This window comes from Spirosoma horti (assembly GCF_054776595.1).
This window is the reverse complement of record NZ_BAAHBQ010000005.1, coordinates 23,003-47,696: the sequence shown is the minus strand read 5'-3', so window position 1 is coordinate 47,696 and position 24,694 is coordinate 23,003. Positions and strand designations below refer to the sequence as shown.

The window sequence follows — 24,694 nt, the reverse complement described above, 5'->3', positions numbered from 1 at the left end:
ATAAAAAAAGCCTTTTCTACTGAGTAGAAAAGGCTTTTTTTATACGAAACAATCCGCTTTGCCAAAAGTTATTACCCTACTCAACAAATAGACATATAAAATGGCAAACCACAAAACCACATACCTGCCGGGTTCGAAGGATTTACAGGCAAACCATAAACGAACCCGAAATTATGAAGCGCATGATACGGGAAAGGACCGTCCTAACGCGGAGCGTACTATGACTGACTCCGACAAGAGCAAACAAGCGCCCGAAGAAGACCATACCATGACGAACAAAACCAAGACTGAACTCGCGGAAGAGCGCGGAGGCCATGGTCACTCAGGACACAGCAGTAGCCGAAACGGCAGCCGGAAATAAATGAATGATGACTGATTAATGATTTACAAATTAAACTATCATTAATCAGTCATCATTTAAAGCATCCCCGTTCAGCGAACCCACTCCCCTTCCTTACTGTTATTTATGTAAAGCTACCCTACTGGCGTAGCTTTACTCATTATTTATAGACTATTCTTTCCCATAAGCCGCTCGGTTTGGAGCAGCTCCACGTAATGCTTTATCCCAACACCTTAGAGACTAAATTAGGGTTCAACACCATCCGCGAACGACTGAAAGAGGCCTGTGTCAGTCCACTGGGGCAGGATTATGTCGAAAAAATCCGCTTCAGCGATAATGCACAATTGATTGATAAGCTGCTTCGCCAAACAACGGAGTTCAAGCAAATTGTTCTATATGAAACGGATTTTCCGACCAGTAACTATATCGATGTCAGGCCCCATTTAGGCCGTGCCCGCGTAGAGGGAATTGCCCTTACAGAAGACGAATTCTTTGATCTTAAACTGGCCTTACGGACCATTCAGGATTGTCTCCGTTTTTTATCCAAGCGAGAAGAAACGAACAGTTTTCCTTTTCTTCGCGAACTGGCCGGACCCGTGGGCGTTGACAAAAAACTGACAGACTCTCTGGAACGGGTTATCGATGACAGGGGGCATATCCGTGATTCAGCTTCACCCGAATTAGCCAGCATCCGTCGTCGAATTATTGGTGAACAGGCTAACCTCCGTAAGCGACTCGACAGTATTTTGCGTCAGGCTCGGCAGAATGGCTGGATTCCCGACGAGCTATCCTTAACTGTACGGGGCGGCCGGCTCGTTATTCCGATTGCGGCTGAACACAAGCGAAAAATCAAGGGCTTTGTTCATGACGAATCTCAAACGGGCCAAACGGTCTATCTGGAGCCAGCGGAGGTGTTCGATGCAAACAACGAAATCCGTGAGCTGGAATATGAAGAACGACGCGAGATATACCGGATTCTGCTCGCCCTTACCGATCAGATCCGGCCCCATTTGGAGGAGTTAAAACGCGCCGTCAACTTTTTGGCTCAGATTGATTTTATCCGAGCCAAAGCCAAACTAGCGATTCAATTGGACGCCATCATGCCAAAACTGCATGAACGCCCGTTCATTAACTGGACCAACGCCCGACACCCGCTGCTTTATTTATCGTTTTCGAAAGTAGGTAAAACGGTCGTACCGCTCAGTGTTCGATTAGACGAAAAGGCCCGGATCCTCATTATTTCTGGCCCAAATGCTGGTGGTAAGTCGGTGGCACTAAAAACAATTGGCCTTATTCAGTACATGCTACAATGTGGGTTGCTTGTACCGATGGCCGACTATGCAGAGATGGGTATTTTCCAAAATCTATTCATCGACATTGGCGATGAACAGTCACTGGAGAACGACCTGAGTACTTATTCGTCGCACTTGACGGCGATGAAGCAGTTCTTGATTGGCGCCAATAAACGGACACTTTTCCTAATCGATGAATTCGGTACCGGAACAGAGCCGGGCTTGGGGGGTGCCATTGCCGAGTCAATTCTGGAAGATCTCAATAAATCAGGCGCTTATGGCGTCGTCAATACACATTATACTAATCTAAAGGTAATTGCCGACAAAACGCCCGGCCTGATAAACGGCGCTATGCGGTTTGATGGTGAGCATCTAGAGCCCCTTTACCAATTGGAAATTGGTCGGCCGGGCTCTTCGTTCGCCTTTGAGATTGCCCAGAAGATTGGGTTGCCCAAAGGCGTTATTGATCGAGCCAAAGAGAAGCTTGGCAATCAGCAGGTAAATTTCGAGAAACTCCTCAAAGAGTTGGATATTGAGAAACGCGTATTCTCGGAGAAGAATATCGAAATTGGTATCAATCAGCGTAAACTTGCTCAGCAACTGGCTGAATATACTGCCTTAAAAAATCGTCTGGACAATGAACAGAAGCAACTGATCAACGATGCGAAGCAGAAAGCCAAAGCGTTAGTGCAGGAAGCCAATCAGCGAATTGAAAATACGATTCGCGAAATCAAAGAAAACAAAGCCGAGCGGGAAGCTACGAAACAGGTTCGGCAGGCACTGGAGCGGTTTGACCAAAAAGAACTTAAGCCTGAACCGGTCGTCATCGAGACGACCAAACAAGCAGAGGATGAGTTTGAACATGACAATGGTGCCATTTCGGTAGGTAGCTATGTTCGCATATCGGGCCAAAATGCCATTGGCCAGGTACTGACCCTGCGTGGTAAAGATGCCGAAATCCGCATCGGTGATCTCAAGTCGAACGTGAAACTGAACCGACTCGAAAAAGTCAGTAAGAAAACCTTTACAGCCGCGACCGAAGTGCGGGATGACCGTCCGCGAAGCCAGGGCGTTGACATGAACGAGAAGATGCAGAACTTTAGCTTTAACCTCGATATTCGTGGAAAACGGGGTGAAGAAGCCATTGGTGAAGTAGATCGATTTGTCGATGATGCCCTGATGCTTGGCTATCCTGAACTACGCATTGTTCATGGCAAGGGCGATGGTATTCTGCGAACGCTCGTGCGTAATCACCTCCGCGGTTACAAACAGGTAGGCAAAATGGAAGACGAGCATGCTGACCGGGGCGGGGCAGGCGTTACGATTGTGAAAATGAAATAACAGTATTCAGTTTGTACGGCTCCCCGCCGAGATTTATGGCGGTTCGTTGATACGACGGACCGCCATAAACCGAATACTGTAAACTAAAACCGACTAAAAGCATGAAAGCTGTAATTTTTGATATGGATGGGGTTATTGTTGATACAAACCCACATCACCGCATTGCCTGGCGTGAATACTACCAGCGATATGGCAAAACACTAAGCGACGCCGACTTCGTCCAGTACGTATCGGGGAAACATAACAACGACATCCTGAGTCATCTTTTTGCAGGAAAGGCACTCACCACCGACGAGTCGAAACAGTTGGCTCATGAGAAAGAAGCGTTGTTTCGGGAGTTGTATAGCAAGGATATTACGCCGGTCATTGGTCTGATTCCCTTCTTGCAATCTTTAAAAGATGCCAATATTCTAACAGCCGTAGCTACCTCGGCCCCCGTCGAGAATCTCGACTTTGTTATGGATGCCCTTAACCTGCGCCCTTACTTTGATGTTTTACTCAATGAAAGCCTGGTTAATCATCCTAAACCAGATCCCGAAATTTACCAGAAAGCGATGGAGATGCTGGGTGTTGATCCAGCAGACAGTATCATTTTCGAGGACTCAATGACGGGTATTCAGGCGGCCAAAGCATCGGGTGCTTCGGTCATAGGCATGGCAACGACGCAGTCTCCGGATGAACTCCGGCCCTTTGTCGATGACGTTGTCGCGGACTTTAGCCAAATGACACTCGATCGGCTGAAAAAGCTGGTTAAGATTTTTTAACAGGATTAAATGGCATCAACCTGTATTTTTGTAAATTCAGTTCTTTAGCCGGGGGTTTAACCCGGGTCGTCTCTATAATTCAAGCCTCTATGCCCATCAAACGCCTGCTCTTTCTTTGTCTGGCCAGTCTCCTTTGTTGGTCGGGTAGTGTGCGGGCACAGGGCAAGTACGTGATTGGAACGGTCATTGATCAGGCCAACAAACAAGGCGTTGACCGGGCTACGGTTATCAATAAACGCAGCCGCCAACGAGCCCGGACAAATGCTACGGGACGTTTTTTCATGACGCTCCAACCCGGCGATTCATTGATCCTAACCAGCCAGCTATACGACCGTACCGGCATTGTCTACGATGGTACCGACAATCCCACCATTGTTGCCCGGGCGCTCCCTCCTATGCCCTATCGTGTCGTTGATCTGGCCGAGGTAACCGTAACGGGCAAACGATATGAAGAGGTAAAACGAGAAATTCAGCAGGTACTCGATGAGCCAACGGCCTCTAAAAAAGTAACTGGTGAACAGGCTTTCGACAGGCTGGCCGATGGGGCGGGCGTCACCTTGTTGTATGAGCTATTTGCCAAGCGTCCGAAAACAGACCGAAAAGCGTATTATATCATGCAGCAGGATCGTCGGCACGCGCTTGCTCTGGAACGATTCCGACTTTTGGTAGAACAGTCGACTACGTTGAAGCCTGACGAAATCGACCGCTTTTTCGACTTCTGCGATTTAGAGGATGACTACCTGCTTAAAGCGGAAGATTACGACCTCATCAACACCATTCAGCAATTGCGCAACCGGTATCGGGATGGCTTCAATCGACCCAGCCGCATTTCGCCTGACCCAAGTCAGTCACCAGCAATTAAGCAACCCTAGCTCTGGCTGCCCATCCTCTCACAGCCAACGGCGTACCTGTGCTTTGTAACTCAGATATTCCTCGCCGAATTTTTGGGCCAGGTACTGTTCCTCGCGTTCAACGATGCCTTTCTGCACCACAAAAAGCAAAGGAATGAGTAGTAACAAGCCCCACCAGGCGTTGGTGGCAACGGATACACCGACATAAATCAGCGTTAACGAAAGATACATTGGATTTCGGGTGTACCGATAAAGGCCATTGCTGACAATCGCCGTAGTAGCTCCATTTGGGTGAATGGTCGTTTTATGCTGAATCATTCCCTGAAACGCAAGCAGCAACGTAATTACCCCACTGATAAGCAAAACAAGACCAATCGTCAGGGCAGTGTGCCGGGCAAGAAGCGGTGTGGGAAAAATGTAGCTCAGCAATACCCCAATCACTAAGGTGGCACCAAATAAAAGAGGTGGGAAAGCAATTACATTTGCCTTGTCGGAATTTTTCTGAGCAGTCATACGAAATAACGTCCTGGGTCAAATCAAAAAGGTATAAACTGGTTTTAGTTGGACCTGGAATCAGAACTTATTACTGATGCGTCCCGCTTAATTCTCACAATACAATGTGAATGGCTGTTACAAAGGTCGTTACTGGATTCACGTTCCCGCTTAATCCTTTATTTTAAGGTAAAAGTCGCAAAAGCCACCAGACTAGTGAATCGAACTGATGGCTTTTTCAGTAGATAGCGATAGGTAGGCTGATGCCTTTATGTAGTTAATTAAAGTCCTACCAGGTTCTTCATTCCTTATTTGACCACGGCCCTCTACAGGACATAGCCAGGCAATCCAGTCTAATCCTCCCTTTTATAGGCATTTATCCGGTACTGCTTTCGTAGAAGTGGCTGGGATAAGTAAGTGAACAGTCCCCAGCTACCGTTTAGTAAAGTAGATCAGTTGGTTAGTCGCTAATCCGGTATTAATGAATAAGTTGTCATTAAAAGTAAGACGCTTTTTACCACTCCAACTGTGAATACTCAATGAAACTATTTACCGGGCCTGGCACGCTATCGGCCCATCTACTAACCTATACCCGCTCCATCAAGTCTACAACTTTATATCGGGTGACAGATCAGGTAGTACGCCGGGGAGTACTCTATACACTTAAAACCGGGTTTCGATTCCGACGAATTATCTGGCACGCTCATAGGCATCGGCACCTGACCAACCTACTAAAAACCAATCCACAAGTTACGGCACTCGCTCAGGCAAACCCTCGATTACTTTATAAATACCTGGGAGAGTATTTAGCCCTCGATTTGCCTACAAAGGATAAGCTGGCAATGCTCACCAGCCATTACCGCTTTTTCACGAACGCCCTACGTCCCCACTTTTTTGAGGATATTCGCCAAAAAACCTATATCTGGCAGGACTACCAGGGAGATGACTCGTTTAGTATTGGCCTGTTTTTTCCCGTTGGTTTGGACTGGGAGGGCGAATTAGCTGTTGTATTGGAATGCAATACGATCCCGGTCTACACCATTCGATTTACGGTTGTTGCGGATCCGTTAACGAACTCTTTGTTTGGCGAAAGTATCTTCGTGGGGGGAATACAAGGCGTCAGAAACCCTGAGCTTGTCAAGCAAGCTACTAAAATCCTGTTCGACATCACTCCGGCGGCTTTACTAATGGCAGCCTTGCAAGGGATTGCTCTGGCCTGTAATCTGAAGTGCATCTGGGGTGCAGGCAATGAAAGACAACTGGCGAATGGAGCGGCTTCTTTTAACTACGATGCATTTTGGGATGCCTTGGGCGGACAAAAGCAGCCGCATCAGCTATATACGCTATCGGTCCCGTTTCCCGAAAAGCCGATTGCCTCGATTAAGGCTAACCACCGCAGCCGCACTCTACGAAAACGGGAGTATAAACACAAACTCACTCAACAGGTCCGGACCCATTTTGAGGCACTGCTTCTTTAGGCTTGACAAGCGGCTTATTTTGTCCGAACGACGGTCAGTTTTTTCATCAACTCCTTTCGACTTGCCGATGGAATCGGAATGGGTGTTTTCTGATTGATCAGAAACAGATAATTCCGTTCCAGACGTTCCAGATGGTTTAAATTGATGAGGAGCGACCGTGATAATCGATAAAAATTAGGCGCCGAAAAATACTGCGCCAGATGGCTCAGATTTGTACTAATGTGATGAGGTGATTCCTTCTGAATCATAAAAACTTTCACATACGACCCATCGGCCTGGAGATAAAGCACATCCTTCATATCAATTTTTTCATGACCCTTATCGATGGGTAAGTATAACGTTCCAGAAACCGAGGTATCGTTTGTAGTCTTCTGATTATAGTGAAAATAATAGTAAGCCAACTCGACCTGTAACTTTAGCTCATCATGTCGGAAGGGTTTCAGCAAGTAAGCGGCTGGCAGGGTTTCTTTGGCGAGTTGAAATGTGTCAACGTCGGAATTTGCCGTCAGATAAATAATGGGCATCCGGTGCTCGGCGATCAGTTCTCTGGCAGTGGTGATGCCATCTTCTGCAGAGCCTTCCTCCAGCTGAATATCAATAAGCGCCAGATCTGGCGGGTTATTTTTGGCGGCTCGTATGGCTTGCTCAAAATTGCGGGCAATGGCTGTTACTTTATGGCCGGCCTCCTCTAACGTTTCGCGAAGATCCATGGCCGTAATGGTTTCATCCTCCACAATTAGAATCTTCAATAACTCCATCCGTTGTCTTCTTGAATTAGGCTTTAAATACCATTGAAAATAAGACTCCTGTAAACTCCTGGCTCCCACCGGATACGAGTGAGTACGTTCCGCCAAGCTGCTCGACCTGAGCCTGAATTAACTGCATCCCAAACGAAACCGGCAACGTGGTAACTTCAGCCCCAGCCCAACCTGAGGAAGCGAGGGCGTAGTCCTTCTGCTTATTATCCTCCAGCCCGGGACCCTCCAGTCCGGAACTATCCAATCCGTGACCATTATCGGCCACGGTGAGCTGAATTCTGTTATTATTGCGATAGCAGCTTATTTTATAAGCCGGAGACTCATTCCTGGGAAAGGCGTATTTACAGGCGTTGGTTGTCAATTCGTTTAGGATCAGCCCGAGTGGAACCGCTTTGTCGGCGGGAAGCGAAATCTTGTCAATAGAAAACTGCGGTTGGAGGGCGGCAAATCCATAGGCTGTCAACACGCCACTGACTACCTCCTGAATAAACTCGTCAAGGCTGGCTTCGGCTAATTTGTCGCCATCATACAGGCGTTGGTGGAGAATGGCCATCGACTGTACGCGCAACCGACTTTCTTCAATTGCTTTTTTAGCCAGCTCGTCGGTTAGTCGTTTGGATTGCAGGCTTAGCAGACTCGATACGACCTGAAGGTTATTTTTAACCCGGTGGTTCTGTTCTTTAACAAGTTCTTCATTCCGGCGGCTGATCCGTTGATTTTTTCGATACAACCGAAAGAAAACCGCACTCACAACAACCGCTATTAAAAAGAGCGCAGACACGGCCGTCGTGATGCCTCTTTGTAAACGCAGGTTCTGGGTATTTAACTTGATTTCCTTCCTCTGAGCGTTTAAAAGCGATTCTTTCTTTTCTGCTTCAAACTCTAAGCTCAGGCGGCTAATGGCACCGTTGCGATCAGCAAGCAGTTTAATTCGCTCCAGTTCATTTAATTTTTTTAACCGCTCGAACGCCTTTTTCCATTGACCTGAATTCTGGAAATAATGAAGAAAGGCAGCATCCAGGTCCAGCCGGGTTTCATACTCATTCAGCTTTATACGCGTATACAGTTGTTCCGCTTTGTTGAGCGTCTGCAAGGCCAGTGGTGGTTTGCCGAATGCGGAGTAGGCTTCTGCCAGATGTAGCATTGTACTGACGCGAGTACCCTCCTTTTTTTTAAGCGTAAATAAATCGAGGGCTTTTTCGAGATAAGGAATTGCCCAAGGATCTTTGACTTTGGTAAAAAGTGTACCCAGTTCAATAGTGGCTTCGGCAATACCAAGGGTGTCGTTAATTTTGTAGGAAAGCGCTTCTCGTTTTGAGTAATAAGAAAGAGCCTCTCTGTAGTAAGCTGTTTTATGGGTTGTCGATTGGTTTTGCCACCGGGTCATGTAGATCCTGCCTAAAACGCCATATGACCGAATCAATGCTTCGTCGGACTTGATCCGCTGGGCTATCTGCAACGAAAGATTAGCATACCGCAGTGCCTGTTCAGCATTTCTCATCTTATCTTCATTTTCGCTCAGGCGTACATATAGGCGACTTAGCTCAAAGGAGTCGCCCCGGGGTTCCTGAAGGCGAAGCGATTTCAGAAAATAAGCCTGCGCCGTCCGGTAGTCGCCAGCAAACACATAGGTCTTGCCGAATAAATACCAAGCTTCGGCTAATAGTATGGGATCGTTCTTTTGCCTGGCTTCCTGCTCCAGTTGCCTGGCCTTTTGCAGCCGCTCGGGCTTTACGTTCAGATAAGGTATTTCCTGGGCGAAACACGCTCCTGATGTGATTACCCACAGCACCATTAAGTAATTTACGCACCGGGGCAAACAGGGCATACAGCTTTGATACAAAAGGATTTACGAGCGTAACTGGTGACTCAAATCTAACAAATAGCGATTAGTTTACAACTACAAATTAAATCAAAAGAAAAAAGACCTATCTCAGAAGAAAATATAGGGATTTGGCACAACTCTAGTTGCGGTTAAAGTAACAAATCAACTTATTTGTAGACACAAGCTAATCTACTTATACGTAGTGAAGGCTTATTACCAGGCTTTCCGCTTACGTCCACACATCCTCAATCAATGTATTTTCTAACTATTATCCACACTAAATTTGCCAGTTGACTAGCCAGGTCAACCTGTTCATTCGTTTGGGAGAAACACAACCAAATCGCCTACGCTGATTTGTCCACTCTGCAGCACTTTTGCCGTCATACCGCCGTGCCCGCGCATGGCGTTATAACCACCGGGGCCGAGGGTTGCTTCCATTTTAGAACAGGGATGGCACTGCCCCGTGATTTTCAGAATCACGTCGCCAAGTTGAATTTGTTTGTCTTTAAGGGCCAGCAAGTTTATCCCCGACACCACGATATTTCGGCGAACCAGGGCTGGATCGAGATCGTCACGACCTAGCAGAGCCGCCACAACGGGCAGGTGCTCGGCCTGAACCAGGGTTACATGGCGGCTGCCACTTTGCCCCCTGTAATGGTCGCCAATAAGACCTTTCTTTTCGGAGACAACTACTGAATCAACCACCTCTACAGCGGTATTCCGTTCGGGCCGGATGCCAATCCACTCCACTCGGCCGGGACGGGGAAATACGTCGAATAAATCGTTTATGTTATCCACTATCTGAACCGGGATTTGTTTGATTTTTATGATTACCCTGCTTTCATAGGTCTGCTTTTTACAAGAGCAAAATCAGAGTAATCCTAAAAATCAAACAAATCCCGGTTCAGACATAGTTCACATATGTATTCACAACCGATCCATCATTGAATAGATCGACGATGGCATAGCCCGCGGCCGTATGTTTATATTTCCCAAACCACCAGGCTCCGCTGACGGCTCCGTTGCAGAAATACGAAACGCCATTGTAATCAACCCGATCTGTTAAATGAATATGGCCGCTGAGGGCGGCCTTTACGTTCGGATGACGATGAAATAAGTCGGTAAGGCGAACCGTATCGCTGTGCATCCAGCGCGACGGAACATTCCAGTTTTCACCTGCAAAACGCTGCCCGTCGAAAAACACACAAGCGGCCAGAATCGGCACGTGCGAAACAATCAGAACAGGCGTCTCAGCAGGTGTTTGGGTTAAATCAGTCTCGAGCCAGGTAAACTGTTCCTCGTCTAGATGAGCCGTGTACCAACTTCCATCGGGCTTAGGCTGTACGCTATCCAGCACGACAATGTGCCAGCCGTTTTGGTCCAGACTATAATAGCGCCTGGCCAGCTGAAACTCGTCCATCGCCCATTGTCGACCAGCGTCAAAGCAAGCCTTTGTTTCTTTAGGACACCAGATGTCATGATTCCCGATGCAACTCAGAACGGGCAGGGCATTTTCGCTCCGGAGAACCTCTCCATACAATCGCCATTGTCGGCTAACGCTGTCTTTCTGACGGCCGTGTGCTTCCATAATAGCATCGCCACCATTAACGATCAGATCGGGTTTATCCGCCAAACCCTGTACATGGTGCAGGCACCGTTCAAATCCTTTAGCAGCGCCAATCAACGGCTGCATGTGGGTATCGGTGAGGTGGGCAATGCGCAATACCCGCTGTTTGGGAAGGGTTGCCGCCTGAGCAGTTACCAGGTTATTCACCGAAAGAGCAGCCAACCCCGCTCCCACTCGTTTAACAAGATCCCGACGGTTCATGCAGACCTACTTTGGTTTACGCAAAGTAAAGTGCCACCTGTGATGTGTTGATTAAACTAAGTTTATGATTGTGTTAGGTTATTAACTTAGGGAAAGAGGATTTATTTATACATGCCATTTCCTGAACCGCTCGGGTCGCCCGAGCGGTTCAGACATTACCGGCCAAACTTCAGCGTTGTCCCAATTCTAAATCCTAAACCCTGATACTTGGCATCCTGCCATTGCGAAATGACTTCTACCCGGAAAAAGGGCAGCACCTGCGGAATCAGGCCATCCAGCCCATAACCTACTTCCGTATAATTTTTAGAAGATGGTGTGTAGAGGTAATGCACAAACAGATTCTCTTTCAGGCCCAATAAACGAACAACCGTTAACTGAGTCACGAAAAACTTGCGAAACTCAGCCAGCACGTGGGCTTCGGCATAACGCTTAGCGGTACTGTATTGGTAATAAGGCAGCAGTCTATACGTCGAAACAACATCGCCCTGCTGGAAGAAAAACTGATTGCCCTCAAAATGCTTGAAATCCGGGAAGTAAACCTGACGATCATTGAAGAACGAGCCAGCGCTGAGCTTATAATTTAACCGGCTGCGAATGCCCGTCTCAAATGAATGACTAATGCTTGCCTGTAAAAAATCATAATCAACCTGATCCATTCCCTTGCGGTAATTCACCGTCAATAACGGACTTTCGTTATCGCGCCGGGCAATGCGTCGGCCATTACGAATGGTATACTGGGTAGCGCCCAGCCGCGCTGAAGCGGTCAGGTTGAGCACGAGTGCGTTGTGTGTTGGGAAAGCCGTTGTGCCGACTTCGGCATTTTCGGGCCGGTTGGGTGTAAACGTTCGCTCGCGCCAGTTGATCCAGGGCTTCAGATCTTCCCGATAGTTGGTCAATTCAGAACGTCGCGCATACTCCAGGCTACCTGTCAATGCTACCCGCTCGCTGAATGGGGACGCACTAATGGCCAGGTTCAGAAAATCTTTCTGGTATAATTTGGCGAAATTCTGCTCGAATAAAAGCGTTGTCAGCGAGTTCAGAAACGGGCTGATCGGGTTGTCAGGATTATACTGGTACAAATAGCGCCCACCCGACAGGGCCACACGCGTATTTTTATGCTGATAACTCGCCAGGCCATAACCCACAACCTGTTTTCGGCCAAACTGGTAACGGCCCGTACCACCCACGTTCCACTCACCCAGTTGAATTTGCCGGAACCGATTGACCGAATCTACTTTCGCCCGGTACCGGAAGTTGAGCGCTCCTTCCAGGGTGTATCCTTCAACGGTATTGTATTCAATACGGGCCAGCGGACTGGTGTAAATCAGCGCACTTCGTTTTGTCAGTCCCCAGGTGTGTCTGCTCAACAACTGACCAGCCGAAAACTTATTGGCCGCTTTTTTCTTTTGCTTATCGGCCAAGGCAAGGCTGTCGCGCTTCAGCGAATCGGCTTTGGTAAGCACTTTTATCTCACGAACCAGCCCGAGACTATCCGCTTTACGATAGCTTTTGATTTCGGCGCTGGTGAGTGGCACCGAGCGCAGCGAATCCCAGTATACATTTGATCGCTTGCGAGCCAGCGAATCGATCTCCAGCGAGTCGTCGCGCACCACGGCTACATCTTCTTTCCGATTTTTACGGGCTTGCTTCTCCTGCTTCTCGTATTCTTTGACCATCTGTCGCAGGTTTTTGGTCGAGAATTCCTTTTGTTTTTTGACCAGCTCATCAAAATTCTTACCCTTGATATCACCTTTCGAGAGGGTTTGGGCGGGCGCCCCTTTCTTCTCGTCGGCCACTTCGATGTCTTCGACAAAAGCAGGATTCACAACGAATTCACTAAAGGTCAGATTTCGGATGTAATAGCCGCTGGCTTTTACGCCCAGATAAGTTCCTTTTCCTTCGTATCGCTGATTTGTTGGCATCCAGACACCTTGTATAGGACTACATATGTGTCGGACTGAAATGGACACGCCGATGTTGTTGATCGTTTCCAGTTGCAGACTATGGATGGCCCACGTATTCTCGATAATATAAATCGTTCCCCGAAAAACGCCTTCGCCATACTGCCGGGGTATCACCTGAATTTTACTGATCTCAACGGGCGTACCAGACGGCCCTGGCTCCCGGAACGTGCCTTTGTACTCAAACTTATAGTAGGCAAACGCTTTGGGCGATAAAGGTGATACCGCACCGGCAATGGTAGGACTATAAAAACTGGCATTATAAAACTGATTGGGGCTCAAAAAATCACCCTGCGAGTTGCGGTTTGCAATAATCCGCTGCCGAAACGTGTTGGGCTGTGTGAACGACACTTCGGCTACCGTTTCGTTAAGTAACGGAACGCCTACTTTAAAATTCGCTTCCTTTTCAGCTTCTTTGAGCTGCTTCCGAAACGCCATTTCGGCCAGATTAGGCAAGTCAATAACGGTAAACGACGATTTGGTGTAAACCCGTGCTTTGAATCGCTGCACCTGCAACTGGTGGAACCGGCTTTTGGCAATAGCCCGGCGCATGATCGTATACGCGGGATCTTCATTTCCGGCCTTCGTCTGCACTTCAGCCAATCGTAGCGCCTGCTCCTCCAGGGTAGCATCGAGTGTAGCAAAGTCTGCGCCTATCTCAACCGGTTTTTGAATCGACTGAAAACCCAGATATTGAAACACAATGTCATATTTACCAGGTGCCAATCCGATTTCGTACCGCCCCTCGGCGTTCGTAATGGTGCCCTTACTGGTTTCTTTCACAATAACAGCCGCAAATGGCAACGCATCTCCCTGCTTATTTTTAACCGTACCCCGCAAACCGCTGCTACCGGTTTGTGCAGGAGCCATTGTAAACGAAATGAAGGTAACTAGTATGAGTAGTATAAATTTCATGCAATCAGGGGAGGTTAATAGTCTGCGAATGTACCTGTAAAACGAAGTACAGTTCTATTCTTTTCGATAAACAGGGAATTTCTATCGACCAAAAGAACGAACCCGTTTGTACAGGCAAGATGCGCACCTGAATATAAACGTTGCCTGCCAATATTGTTAAAAATCTATAATGTCTTTGCGTATCTTGCTACAAACTCCTCATAATCTGAACCCTATGCTCAAACCAGTACACTTCTTCAGTCAATTAATTATATTTTTAGTCTGCCTATCAACGGCCAGCGCCCAACTCGCTTCACCATCTACTGTTTTGACAGAACGGGATCGGTCGCGGGTTGTCGATGAAATTCTGGAAGATCGCTTCACGAACCTCCTTCCTCAGTTGATGCGCCGGGAGGGACTCGATATGTGGATTATTATTTCCCGCGAATATAATGAAGACCCCGTTTTGCGGACAATGCTTCCGAGTACGTGGCTATCGGCCCGCCGACGAACCATTATGGTCTTTTATGATCAGGGTGGTGATAAAGGAATCGAGAAGCTGGCCATTGCCCGGTACGACGTGGGTAATCTCCTGAAAGGGGCTTGGGATATCGACGTTCGGCCAAACCAGTGGGAAGCGCTGGCCAAGATTATCGAAGACCGGAAGCCTAAAAAAATAGGGCTCAACATGTCGACCAACTACGGCCATGCCGATGGGCTCTCCTTTTCTGAACACGAGGAGTTCATCAAAAAACTGCCTGCCGATTACCAGAAACGTATTGTCTCGGCGGAAAAAGTTGCCGTTGGCTGGCTCGAAACCCGCACTGAAAAAGAGATGGCTATCTATCCACTCATTTGTCGATTATCGCACCAAATTATACAGGAAGGGTTTTCGGAGCAGGTCATTCAGCCAGGCGTTACCACCACCGATGATGTGGTCTGGTGGTTTCGCCAGCGCATTACCGACCTGGGCCTGAGCACCTGGTTTCACCCAACGGTCGATGTACAACGTGCTGACCGTAGCGACGGACCGAACCAGGAGTTCAATCATCTTCGTACGTTTTCCAAACGACCCGACAAACAGGTTATTCAGCCCGGCGATTTGCTGCATGTTGACTTCGGCATCACCTATTTGCGCCTGAACACTGATCAGCAGCAGCACGCTTACGTATTGAAACCTGGTGAAGCGGATGTCCCGGAAGCCATCAAAACCGCTTTTAAACAGGGCAATCGCTTACAGGAAATTCTGACCGAGCAATTCAGCGCAGGAAAAACAGGAAACCAGATGTTGCTGGCAGCGCTGGAGCAATCCAAAAAAGAAGGGATCAATGGCACCATTTACTCCCACCCAATCGGCGTACATGGCCACGCAGCTGGCCCAACCATTGGCTTATGGGATCAGCAAAAAGGCGTTCCTGGACCCGGCGATTATCCATTGTTGGCCAACACTGCCTACTCCATTGAACTTAATGCGGCCGTTGAGATTCCTGAGTGGAAGAAAATAGTGCGCATCATGCTCGAAGAAGATGGCTTTTTCGATGGGAAAACGTTCCGATACATCGATGGCCGCCAAACGGAGATTTACACCATTCCCAGGAAATTAGGGTATGTCAAATAATGTACTGTAGAGACGCATATTTGCGTCTCGGTAGGCCTCAGCAATCGTTAATTTAATAATACTGATGCATCAAAATGGACTAATTGCTGATGCCTACCGAGACGCAAGTATGCGTCTCTACTTTACGTTCACCGACGAGCCATCCCGTATTTCTTCATTTGCCGACTTAATGAGTTGATCGCCTTCGGTCAGCGGGCCGAACAGTTCTACTTTTTCGTCGGCTTCAAGTCCTCGTTTAACCGGCACCCACTCGGCTTTCCCTGTAACGACTTTAATGACGAAAACGCCGGTCGTTGAATTGACAATGGCCGATTTGGGGACAATGAATGTATTGTTTTTCGTTGGCAAGGGTACGTTTACCTCGGCAACCATACCGGGCAGCAATTTCTTATCATTGTTCATGACATCGACCTCCACCCGCTCAGACCGGAGCCGTTTGTCCAGAGCCCCCGCCTGGCGTTTCACCTGCCCGGTAAACTTCTGGTCGGGAAAGGCTTTGACATTAAACGTGACCTGGTCGTTCAGATCAACGTAGCCTGTATAGGCTTCAGGAATCGAAATAACCAGACGCAGTTTCTTTTGCTCAGTCAGCACGAATAACGGGAATTCGGAGCCTTTACCCGCCGGTCCAATGTAGGCACCGGTGCTGGCGTTCCGGGCACTGATAATGCCGTTGAACGGAGCCCGTATCTCCAGGTATTTTTTCAGATCGGCCACTTCCCGATAAGCTGACTTGGCAGCTTCCAGTTGGGCGAGGTCGGCATTACGCTTGGCCAATGCCTGATCGACGTCGTTTTTCGATACGGCACCCGAGAATTTACTGGCTTCCAGAATCCGCTCATAATTAGCTTTGCTGGCAATAGAAAGGGCTTCCTGCACTTTAAGCTTCGATTCGGCGGAGGATAGTTGGGCGCTTAGTTCAGGCGCTTCGGCCAGAGCCAGCAATTGTCCCTGTTTCACTTCAGTACCTACGTCGGCATTCAGCGATTTAATGTATCCACTCACTTTGGCATAAATATCGACATCCCGAAACGCAACCAGTTCACCCGGTACTTGCAGCGAGGACGATAACTTTCCGCGTTGCAACGGGAATACCTCAACCGTGGCGGGTGCATCGGCTTTTTTCGCTTCTTCCTTTTCCTTGCGCTCCTCTTTGCCTTCTGATGAATGACAACCGACCAACGCACCGATAAGAAGTACACTACTGAACGCAACGAGCAAGCTATGGATTGACTGATTAATTGGCCGTTTCATACGGGGAGGGAATATAAAATTTACTTTCTTTATCTTCGGGATCGAGCGATACCGACTCCGTTGAGGTATTGCCCTGTACCCAGGCGAATACCAAAGGCAGAATGAACAAAGCGGCAAATGTCGACGCGATCAGGCCACCAATAACAGCACGTCCCAGGGGCGCTGTCTGTGACCCACCTTCGCCCAGCCCAGATGCCATCGGAATCATACCAACCACCATGGCCACACTGGTCATCAGAATGGGGCGCATGCGCAGTGAGGCCGCTTCACGGGCTGCCAGCAAGGCGTTGCCGCTTCGCATCCGCAGTTCCTCGGCATTGGTGACCATCAGCACGGCATTGGAAATGGACACACCGACCGACATAATCATGCCCATGTAGGATTGCAGATTGAGCGTCGACTTTGTCAACATCAGCAACACCAGCGAACCGACCAATACGGCAGGCACCGTACACAAAACGACCAGCGATACTTTGAAGGATTGGAAGTTGGCCGACAACATCAGGAAGATAACGACAATAGCCACCAGCAAGCCATTTTGCAGACTGTCGAGCGTACTGATCAACACCTCGGTCAGTCCCTGCATTTTCACGGTCAACCCGCGGGGTAGTTCACCCAGCGAGTCGATTGCTTTCTGAACATCAGTGGCTGCTGTTCCTAAATCCATATCATTCAGATTGGCCGTTACCGATAGCACCGGGATCGCGCCAACGTTGTCGTTTTCGCCGTAGGTTGTTCCCTTTTGCAGCGTGGCAACATCGCTCAGGACCGGACGACTCGCATTGGGCGTAATGGGTATCTCGCCCAGATCCCCGATAGTCGTCATCTTATTTTCGGGAACCTGAATCTGTACACTGTAGCTTTGACTCGATTTTGGATCGATCCAGACACTTTTCTCTGTGTAACGCGAAGAGGAAGTAGCAGCCACCAGCGAGCGTGAAATAGCTGAAATATCCGTTCCTAATTGAGCGGCCCGCGTCCGGTCGATGGTTACGTTGATTGCCGGGTACTTGGTAGCCTGCCCGATTTGCACATCACGCAGGTACGGGATCTGATTCAACTTGGCGATTACTTTATTGGCGTACTCTTCGTTCTGCTTTTTATTTTTACCGATCAGCCGGACCTCAATTGGCGTTGGCGAGCCCTGACTCAGAATCTTATCCGTTAATTCGATCGGCTCAAACGAAAGCTTGACTCCGGGCAAGGCTTTCTTCATGCTGGCCCTGAACTCATCCTTTAGTTCGTCCAGATCGACCTCATACTCTTCTTTCAAACTCACCTGCAAAACGCCCTCCTGCGGCCCCGCCATAAACAGATAGATCGGGCTCGTCGAAAATTGAGCACCGTGCATACCCACCATGGCCGACGTGATCTCAACATTCTCTTTTCCAACCAGGTTATTCAGCACGTCGATGGTTTTCAGCATCGTGGCTTCTGTTTTTTCGAGTCGGGTGCCATCGGGGTTTCGCAGCCGAACCTGAAACTGACCGGCGTTACCGCGGGGTAGCACATCGCGGCCAATCACCGTAATGAGTAAAGCGGCCAACCCCAGTGCGCCCACAACATATACCAGCACAATCGGCTTTCGGTATGGTAACATGCGGCCAATGAACCGCACGAACCGAATCCGGACCCGCTCGAAATAGCTGATCTTCCCATCGTGATTAATGTCTTTCTGGTGGGCCAGTTTCCGCTTTTCGTCAAGCAAGTCGTCAGGCGATCCGTTTCCATTGCCCGAGGCCACGCCATTGGTATGGACTACTTTTCCATTTACAGGAAGCGCAGCCTGACCATTGTTCACATGCGTGTGTTCTTTCATCATCCAGTTGGCCAGCACCGGCACCAGCGTCTGCGCCATCAGGTATGAGGTGATCATCGAAAACCCGATAGCCAGTGCCAGTGGCAAGAAAAGCGCTCCCGGTATGCCACTCATAGTGAACGCCGGCGCAAAAACAGCCAGGATACAGAACAGAATCAGCAGCTTGGAGAAAGCAATTTCCTTACAGGCATCCCAGATGGCCAGCGCTTTGGGTTTGCCCATATCCATATGCTGGTGGATGTTTTCAATCGTTACTGTACTTTCATCGACGAGAATACCAATGGCAAGCGAAAGGCCACTCAGCGTCATGATGTTGATGGTTTGCTTAAAGAGCGACAGAAAGAGGACGCCGGCGATAATACAGGTTGGAATGGTAATAATCACAATGAGCGCTCCCCGAACATCACCCAAAAACAGGAGTACCATCAAGCCTGTCAGAATAGCACCGATGGCGCCCTCGGTCATTAGGCTTTTTACGGCATTGATCACATAAACCGATTGGTCGAATGTGTAGGTCAGGGTCACATCTTCGGGCAGCAGCGCCTGAAAACGGGGCAAAGCGGCTTTCAGGTTTTGGACAACTTCCCAGGTCGATGCGTCAGATGACTTGGTGATAGGCAGATAGACCGAGCGTTTTCCGTTGACCAGCACATATCCCTGCGTAATATCGGCGCCGTCCTCAATCGTGGCTACATCTTTGAGATATAGGTTTTGAACCGTTCCGGTAAAGAGCGGAATATTACCAAAATCCTTGATATTCAGAACGGTGGTATTGGCGGGCGTAAAGTAATTAAGGTCTCCAACCCGAACGTTTCCGGCCGGGGTTGCCTGGTTATTGATCCTGAGTGCGGCCACCAGCTGATCGGGTGTCAAGTTGTGCGACCGTAATAATTCCGGGTCAGCCTTAATGACAATGGAACGGGAGTTGCCCCCAAACGGAGCGGGTGATACCAGACCGGGAATAGAGGTGAAACCCGAACGGATGTAAACGTTCGCCAAATCCTGGAGCTCGTTGTTACTACGAATTGGACTGCTCAACACCAATTGCCCCACGGGTAACGTAGAAGCATCAAAACGCAGAATGAAGGGCGGTTGGGATCCTGGCGGAAACTGAGCTTGTGCCCGGTTTGAGTAAGCAGACACCTCGGCAGCTGCCTGCGCCATATTGGTGCCTTCGTAGAACGATAATTTCAGCAGCGTTATTCCCTGGATATTCTTCGTCTCGATACTTTTTACCCCCGACACATAAAGGAGCAGGTTTACGTACTGCTTTCCAAAAAATGCCTCCATCTGGTTGGGTGTATACCCACCAAATGGCTGGGAAATATAGATAACGGGTAGGTTAAGATTCGGAAATATGTCAATCTTGATGGTACGGACGGCGCTGATTCCGAAAAAAAACAAGCTTGCCACTAACACCAGAACGGTTATCGGCTTGCGTAACGCTGATCGTATTAAATTCATGTTTTAGTTAAAGTACTGTTAAATTCAGCTGTCAACGTTGAAATTAAATTAGCTATCTATCGACTTCTTCTCTCAATGGAAAATCAATTCCAACAAAAGCCAATTTTTTCCATAATACATCATATCCACTGATATATCTACCTGAAAGTTAACGAATTCGGCTGGCAATTAGAAGCGATCGGTAGCCTAACGACTAAAGGTTTCACAACCAAAATACAATTAGAAATTTTATTCTTGATCGACACACAAGTCTGTAAATAAGTAGAAACCCTTACTAGAAAAGAAGCAGCCCGCGTATCTATAAATGACTGATTTTCAGTATTTTCATGACAGAACGATCACTTACATAACCAATCAAATTGTTTAATACACTTGTGTCTGGAACAGCGCAATTACTTAGGGTGGTTGTCTTGCGCTGAATTCTGATTCTTAAATCTAAATCTTGATTTATTAAATGACCTCTCTGGCAAACAAAATAAATTGGCCATCCATAAATGATCGTTTTTTTCTAAAAGTTGATCTGTTCTCTTTTTTACTAATACACCAGAAGCAAAGAAGTATATATATAATTGAAACAGCCAGTAAGTATGTGTACATTTGGGCGATTCTGTAAAAACGTTCTATTAAAAACAATATGAAGCATAAGTACTATTTAATTATGGTAGCTCTATTTGCCATGACGCTGGCAGGCTGCTCCAAATCTGGTGATGACGTAACACCAGCAACAGATTTGCTGATTCGTAAATGGACATTCCCAGAAATAAATGTCAAGACAGATACGAAAGCCTACACAATTCAGACAAGCAATGGAGGCATAATTGGTGATGACAACACGGTCACCATAAATAAAGGTGGCACATACACCTACTTAGATAACAGTAAAACAGTAACAGGTAAGTGGAGCCAGCCGACAGATAAAACGCTGGTGTTGACGGACGCCGAAGGTGAAAAATCTACGTGGACGATAAACACACTGACAAATACGAATCTTGAATTAGGCAGTATAAACGTCAATTTAACGAAAGGAAAAGACCTGACTGATAGCAAAATATATACGCTGGAAGAACAGAGTACGGGTTCTATAGCTCTGTTACTTTTATCATCTCTCGATAAAAAGTACGGTGGTACGGTCGATTTCACCAAAGAGCCACAGGCTAAAAGTGTTCAGCTGATATTGACAGGGAAAGCGATGTAAAAGTCATTGTTGTATAAAATAAATGCGCCCATACTAAATTTAGTATGGGCGCATTTATTTTATACAACAATGACTAGGCCAGACGATTGATACAGTTTAAATCTTCAAAAGCGATTTTCAACCGTTGTACCATGCTTTCTTCGCCCTTACGAAGCCACACCCGTGGATCATAATATTTTTTGTTTGGCGAATCTGCGCCTTCGGGGTTGCCCAACTGCGATTGCAGATAGCCCTCTTTGGCTTTATAGTACTTCAGAATACCTTCCCACATGGCCCACTGCATGTCGGTGTCGAGGTTCATTTTAACGGCGCCATAGCGAATAGCTTCCCGAATTTCTTCCCGACTGGAACCCGATCCACCGTGGAATACGAAATTCACCGGCAATGGTCCTGTAGCGTATTTCTCCTGAATGTATTTCTGCGAGTTGTCCAGAATGATAGGCGACAGTTTTACGTTTCCAGGCTTATACACACCATGTACGTTTCCGAAGGCAGCTGCAATGGTGAAGTTTGGCGAGATTTTGCTCAACTCTTCATAGGCATAAGCCACTTCAGAAGGTTGGGTATAGAGTTTGGAATCGTCAACATCCGAATTGTCGACGCCGTCTTCTTCGCCACCCGTTACACCTAATTCGATTTCAAGCGTCATGCCGATTTTGGCCATCCGCTCAAAATATTTCGAGCATATTTCGATGTTCTCTTCGATTGGCTCCTCCGATAGGTCGAGCATGTGCGACGAGTACAAGGGCTTACCTGTTTGATCAAAGTGCTTTTCACCCGCTTCGAGCAGACCGTCGATCCAGGGCAGGAGTTTTTTAGCACAGTGGTCGGTATGCAGAATGACCGGTACGCCATACAGTTCAGCAACATGGTGAACATGGAGGGCACCCGAAATCGATCCGGCAATGGCGGCTTGCTGTTTGTCGTTGGGCAGGGCTTTACCCGCGTAAAAAATTCCGCCACCATTCGAAAACTGGACGATTACCGGTGAGTTAACAGCTTTAGCCGTTTCCAGTACGGCATTGACGGAGTCCGTTCCAACGACATTGACGGCAGGAAGGGCGTAATCATTTTCGTTGGCGTGACGGAAAATTTCGGTGACGCCTTCGCCGGTCACAACGCCGGGGGCAAAACGGGTGGCTACTTCACTCATAGTTAAGACAAATTTTGGATTCGTTCAAGAAATAGTGTACCGAAAATAAGGACGGTTAACCTATTTAACTTCGAAAGGTAAAGTTGGGGATATTGTAAAAAAAATACTAATCTTACCGAAGTGCTTCTTGGGAAAACGAATGATTTACACACCTTAATCCGATTAGGAACTTATAGCAGGAGGTATGATTTTTGTTAGGTATTCTAGGTAACTTCGTAGACACACAGAACAATACGCCATCTATATAAATCTATTTCCATGCTTCGTATCCTCTACATAGTCAGTTGGCTGTTTTTGGCTATCGGATTTCGGCCGGCATGGGCTCAGTTGGCGCAATCCATGCGCCTTGAAATTCCATCGGACCCCAATGAAGCCGAAGCCTTTGATGTAACACCGCTTGACGAACGGGGTTTGCTGATGACAATCCGTACCGGCAGTTTTGTCGATAATACACCGGTTAAACTTAGCTTCAGACGATACGACGTTAACCTTAAGCTACTGTGGCAGACAGAATTTAAGCAGGATGTTAAATTTAAACAGGTGTCGACCTACGATTCCGATCGGTATGTGTATCACCTTTTTCGTGAGTATGATACGGATCAATATCAGTTTGTGCGGCTGCACCTCGACGATGGAGTTATTGAGACGTTTGACGGTAGCCTGATCGACCAGCTGGACGTTCAGCAGTTTAAGGTGATGGGAAGCCAGGCCTACGTGAGTGGGTATCACCACGGTCGGCCGGTTGTCATGTCGTTTTCTTTTTTCGACCGCACCGTGAAAGTGCTCCCCGGCATGTATGTTAACCGAATGGAAATCAGCAGCCTCGAAATTGACGAAGCCCGGCAGGAAGTGCACGTACTGGTTCATTCGCTCCGGCGTCACTGCAAATTCTCGATACGCACCTATAACTATGAGAGTAAGCTCCTTCGAACGCTTGACTTCGATGGGGCGTCAAACAGCCTCATTTCAGGAAAATTATTACCTGTTAATCAACAGGAATCGCTACTGGTAGGAAATTACTCCACCGACTGCACCCCCTACTCCCAGGGCATTTATGTCACACGTATTCATCACGGCGATGCCGGTACTGAACCGGCTAGTGCCATTCAGTACATTGAGTTTTCACAACTGCAGAACTTTTTCAACTACCTGAAACCGCAACGGCAGCAAAAACTGCTGGCTAAGGCACAGAAGAAGAAAAATGAAGGTAAAGATTATAAGTTTCGCTACAGGCTTCTGGTACATGACCTGAAGCCCACTGCCGATGGGCTAACCCTCATTGCGGAAGTCTACTATCCTCAGTATCGGGGCAGTACGTTGGCTTATGGCGGCTACCTTCGTGGAAATGACCGATACGAGGGGTTTCGGTACACCCATGCGTTTATTTGCAGGTTCGACAAACAGGGGAAACTTCTGTGGGACAATTGCTTCCCTATTAAGGAACTTGTCAGTACGGATCTAACGGAGATGGTGCAGGTCTCTCAGCAGGGAGATCGGGTTGTGTTGGCTTACCCAAGTGATGGCGAAATCACGACGGAAGTCATCGAGGGCAGTAAAATTCTGAAGGAAACGGAAAAGTTTAAATTACAAACCAATGCCGAGAACGAAAAAGTGACGTTTTCGGCTCAGGATAATCTCATGGCCTGGTATGGACAGCATTTTCTGGCGTGTGGGTTCCAGAAAATTGCCCTTTCCAAAACAGCGCAACGGGATGTACCGCAGCGGGAAGTATTTTACATCAACAAGCTAACCTATCGCGAGGACAACCCGACCAGGGATTCTGGCAAGGCTACCAGCCGAAAAAACGGCGGATCAGGACGATAATCAGGTTTAGGACAAGACTGACGGCAATACAGGTTACGATAGGGAAATAGAATCCTCCACCTTCTTTGCCTTCTATCCGAATATCGCCGGGTAGCCGACCCAGCCAACTAAGTTTATCCCCAAAGAAGTAAATCACGATTCCAATCAGTACGATTACTGTCCCGATCACTATAATAGTTTTGCCGAATAAAGGTGTCATTGTGATAACTATCGTTTTGTATAGGATCAGTTCTATAATCAATTGATATCCGATATGATTTCAAGCGAAAATCCTACTACACTACCTAAACATGCCCATCAGCCAAGTCGTTTCCCAAATAAATACAATATTTATAGGTAAATGCTTGCTTTTCGGATAATTTAGTTGTACTTTTGCACCAGATTTTACAAGCGACATCCGTTCGCGTCTCTGTTTCTCTCCTTTTTTACGTGTTGAGTTAGGTCTGACAGAGCTTATGTACGGATGTACAGGATGGGTTTCTGTGTGGACGTCCCGCCGTGAGCGGGACCTTAGCGCGTGGGCTAATCGTCAATCAGTCGGCC

18 protein-coding genes are annotated in these 24,694 nt (G+C 47.8%); 8 read left to right on the top strand and 10 right to left on the bottom strand.

Features of this window, described 5'->3' with window-relative positions; translation table 11 throughout:
• Nucleotides 1–100: 100 nt before the first annotated feature.
• The 4 genes from ACYVAM_RS15240 to ACYVAM_RS15225 all read left to right on the top strand — a co-directional run bounded on the left by ACYVAM_RS15240 (nucleotide 101) and on the right by ACYVAM_RS15225 (nucleotide 4,609).
• Nucleotides 101–361, top strand: coding sequence for a hypothetical protein (locus ACYVAM_RS15240; RefSeq protein ID WP_461068409.1), 261 nt, complete (start codon nucleotides 101–103; stop codon nucleotides 359–361).
• Nucleotides 362–555: 194 nt separating this feature from the next.
• Nucleotides 556–2,973 carry an endonuclease MutS2 gene (locus ACYVAM_RS15235; protein ID WP_461069615.1) on the top strand — a complete coding sequence of 806 codons (2,418 nt, stop codon included), beginning with the start codon at nucleotides 556–558 and terminating at the stop codon, nucleotides 2,971–2,973.
• Nucleotides 2,974–3,074: 101 nt separating this feature from the next.
• Nucleotides 3,075–3,737 carry an HAD family hydrolase gene (locus ACYVAM_RS15230; RefSeq protein WP_461068407.1) on the top strand — a complete coding sequence of 221 codons (663 nt, stop codon included), beginning with the start codon at nucleotides 3,075–3,077 and terminating at the stop codon, nucleotides 3,735–3,737.
• Nucleotides 3,738–3,826: 89 nt separating this feature from the next.
• Nucleotides 3,827–4,609, top strand: coding sequence for a peptidase associated/transthyretin-like domain-containing protein (locus ACYVAM_RS15225; protein WP_461068405.1), 783 nt, complete (start codon nucleotides 3,827–3,829; stop codon nucleotides 4,607–4,609).
• Nucleotides 4,610–4,627: 18 nt separating this feature from the next.
• Here ACYVAM_RS15225 and ACYVAM_RS15220 read toward each other — a convergent pair whose 3' ends face one another.
• Nucleotides 4,628–5,101, bottom strand: coding sequence for a methyltransferase family protein (locus ACYVAM_RS15220; protein WP_461068403.1), 474 nt, complete (start codon nucleotides 5,099–5,101; stop codon nucleotides 4,628–4,630).
• Between the two features lie 518 nt (nucleotides 5,102–5,619).
• On the opposite strand from ACYVAM_RS15220, the gene ACYVAM_RS15215 reads away from it, so the two are divergent.
• Nucleotides 5,620–6,558 (top strand): DUF535 family protein, encoded by a 939-nt coding sequence (locus tag ACYVAM_RS15215; RefSeq protein ID WP_461068401.1) that lies wholly within the window; start codon nucleotides 5,620–5,622, stop codon nucleotides 6,556–6,558.
• Between the two features lie 14 nt (nucleotides 6,559–6,572).
• On the opposite strand, the gene ACYVAM_RS15210 is transcribed toward ACYVAM_RS15215, so the two are convergent.
• From ACYVAM_RS15210 to ACYVAM_RS15190, 5 genes are all read right to left on the bottom strand, one after another.
• A complete protein-coding gene (locus ACYVAM_RS15210) occupies nucleotides 6,573–7,316 on the bottom strand; it encodes a response regulator (protein ID WP_461068399.1) in 744 nt (247 codons plus the stop codon).
• Nucleotides 7,317–7,332: 16 nt separating this feature from the next.
• Nucleotides 7,333–9,144, bottom strand: a complete 1,812-nt coding sequence (locus ACYVAM_RS15205) for a sensor histidine kinase (RefSeq protein ID WP_461068397.1) — start codon at nucleotides 9,142–9,144, stop codon at nucleotides 7,333–7,335.
• Between the two features lie 309 nt (nucleotides 9,145–9,453).
• Nucleotides 9,454–9,939, bottom strand: a complete 486-nt coding sequence (locus ACYVAM_RS15200) for an MOSC domain-containing protein (protein ID WP_461068395.1) — start codon at nucleotides 9,937–9,939, stop codon at nucleotides 9,454–9,456.
• 106 nt (nucleotides 9,940–10,045) lie between these two features.
• Entirely contained in the window at nucleotides 10,046–10,969 is a 924-nt protein-coding gene (locus ACYVAM_RS15195) for a metallophosphoesterase family protein (RefSeq protein ID WP_461068393.1), read from the bottom strand.
• A 155-nt stretch (nucleotides 10,970–11,124) separates the two neighbouring features.
• Nucleotides 11,125–13,845 carry a DUF5686 and carboxypeptidase regulatory-like domain-containing protein gene (locus tag ACYVAM_RS15190; RefSeq protein WP_461068391.1) on the bottom strand — a complete coding sequence of 907 codons (2,721 nt, stop codon included), beginning with the start codon at nucleotides 13,843–13,845 and terminating at the stop codon, nucleotides 11,125–11,127.
• Between the two features lie 214 nt (nucleotides 13,846–14,059).
• On the opposite strand from ACYVAM_RS15190, the gene ACYVAM_RS15185 reads away from it, so the two are divergent.
• Nucleotides 14,060–15,442 (top strand): M24 family metallopeptidase, encoded by a 1,383-nt coding sequence (locus ACYVAM_RS15185; protein WP_461068389.1) that lies wholly within the window; start codon nucleotides 14,060–14,062, stop codon nucleotides 15,440–15,442.
• Nucleotides 15,443–15,559: 117 nt separating this feature from the next.
• On the opposite strand, the gene ACYVAM_RS15180 is transcribed toward ACYVAM_RS15185, so the two are convergent.
• Both ACYVAM_RS15180 and ACYVAM_RS15175 read right to left on the bottom strand, forming a co-directional pair.
• Complete coding sequence (locus tag ACYVAM_RS15180) at nucleotides 15,560–16,696, bottom strand: efflux RND transporter periplasmic adaptor subunit (RefSeq protein WP_461068387.1); 1,137 nt, start codon at nucleotides 16,694–16,696, stop codon at nucleotides 15,560–15,562.
• Entirely contained in the window at nucleotides 16,680–19,979 is a 3,300-nt protein-coding gene (locus ACYVAM_RS15175) for an efflux RND transporter permease subunit (protein ID WP_461068385.1), read from the bottom strand. The genes ACYVAM_RS15180 and ACYVAM_RS15175 overlap by 17 nt, the downstream gene beginning before the upstream one ends.
• 634 nt (nucleotides 19,980–20,613) lie before the next feature.
• On the opposite strand from ACYVAM_RS15175, the gene ACYVAM_RS15170 reads away from it, so the two are divergent.
• Entirely contained in the window at nucleotides 20,614–21,174 is a 561-nt protein-coding gene (locus tag ACYVAM_RS15170; RefSeq protein WP_461068383.1) for a hypothetical protein, read from the top strand.
• A 73-nt stretch (nucleotides 21,175–21,247) separates the two neighbouring features.
• Here the strand turns inward: ACYVAM_RS15170 and fbaA are convergent, their stop codons facing one another.
• A complete protein-coding gene (fbaA, locus tag ACYVAM_RS15165) occupies nucleotides 21,248–22,327 on the bottom strand; it encodes a class II fructose-bisphosphate aldolase (RefSeq protein WP_460938429.1) in 1,080 nt (359 codons plus the stop codon).
• 258 nt (nucleotides 22,328–22,585) lie between these two features.
• On the opposite strand from fbaA, the gene ACYVAM_RS15160 reads away from it, so the two are divergent.
• Nucleotides 22,586–24,151 carry a hypothetical protein gene (locus ACYVAM_RS15160; protein WP_461068381.1) on the top strand — a complete coding sequence of 522 codons (1,566 nt, stop codon included), beginning with the start codon at nucleotides 22,586–22,588 and terminating at the stop codon, nucleotides 24,149–24,151.
• Here ACYVAM_RS15160 and ACYVAM_RS15155 read toward each other — a convergent pair.
• The gene (locus ACYVAM_RS15155; RefSeq protein WP_461068379.1) at nucleotides 24,117–24,350 is read right to left on the bottom strand and encodes a DUF2905 domain-containing protein; all 234 of its coding nucleotides are present in this window, start codon (nucleotides 24,348–24,350) and stop codon (nucleotides 24,117–24,119) included. The genes ACYVAM_RS15160 and ACYVAM_RS15155 overlap by 35 nt on opposite strands.
• Nucleotides 24,351–24,694: the final 344 nt, after the last annotated feature.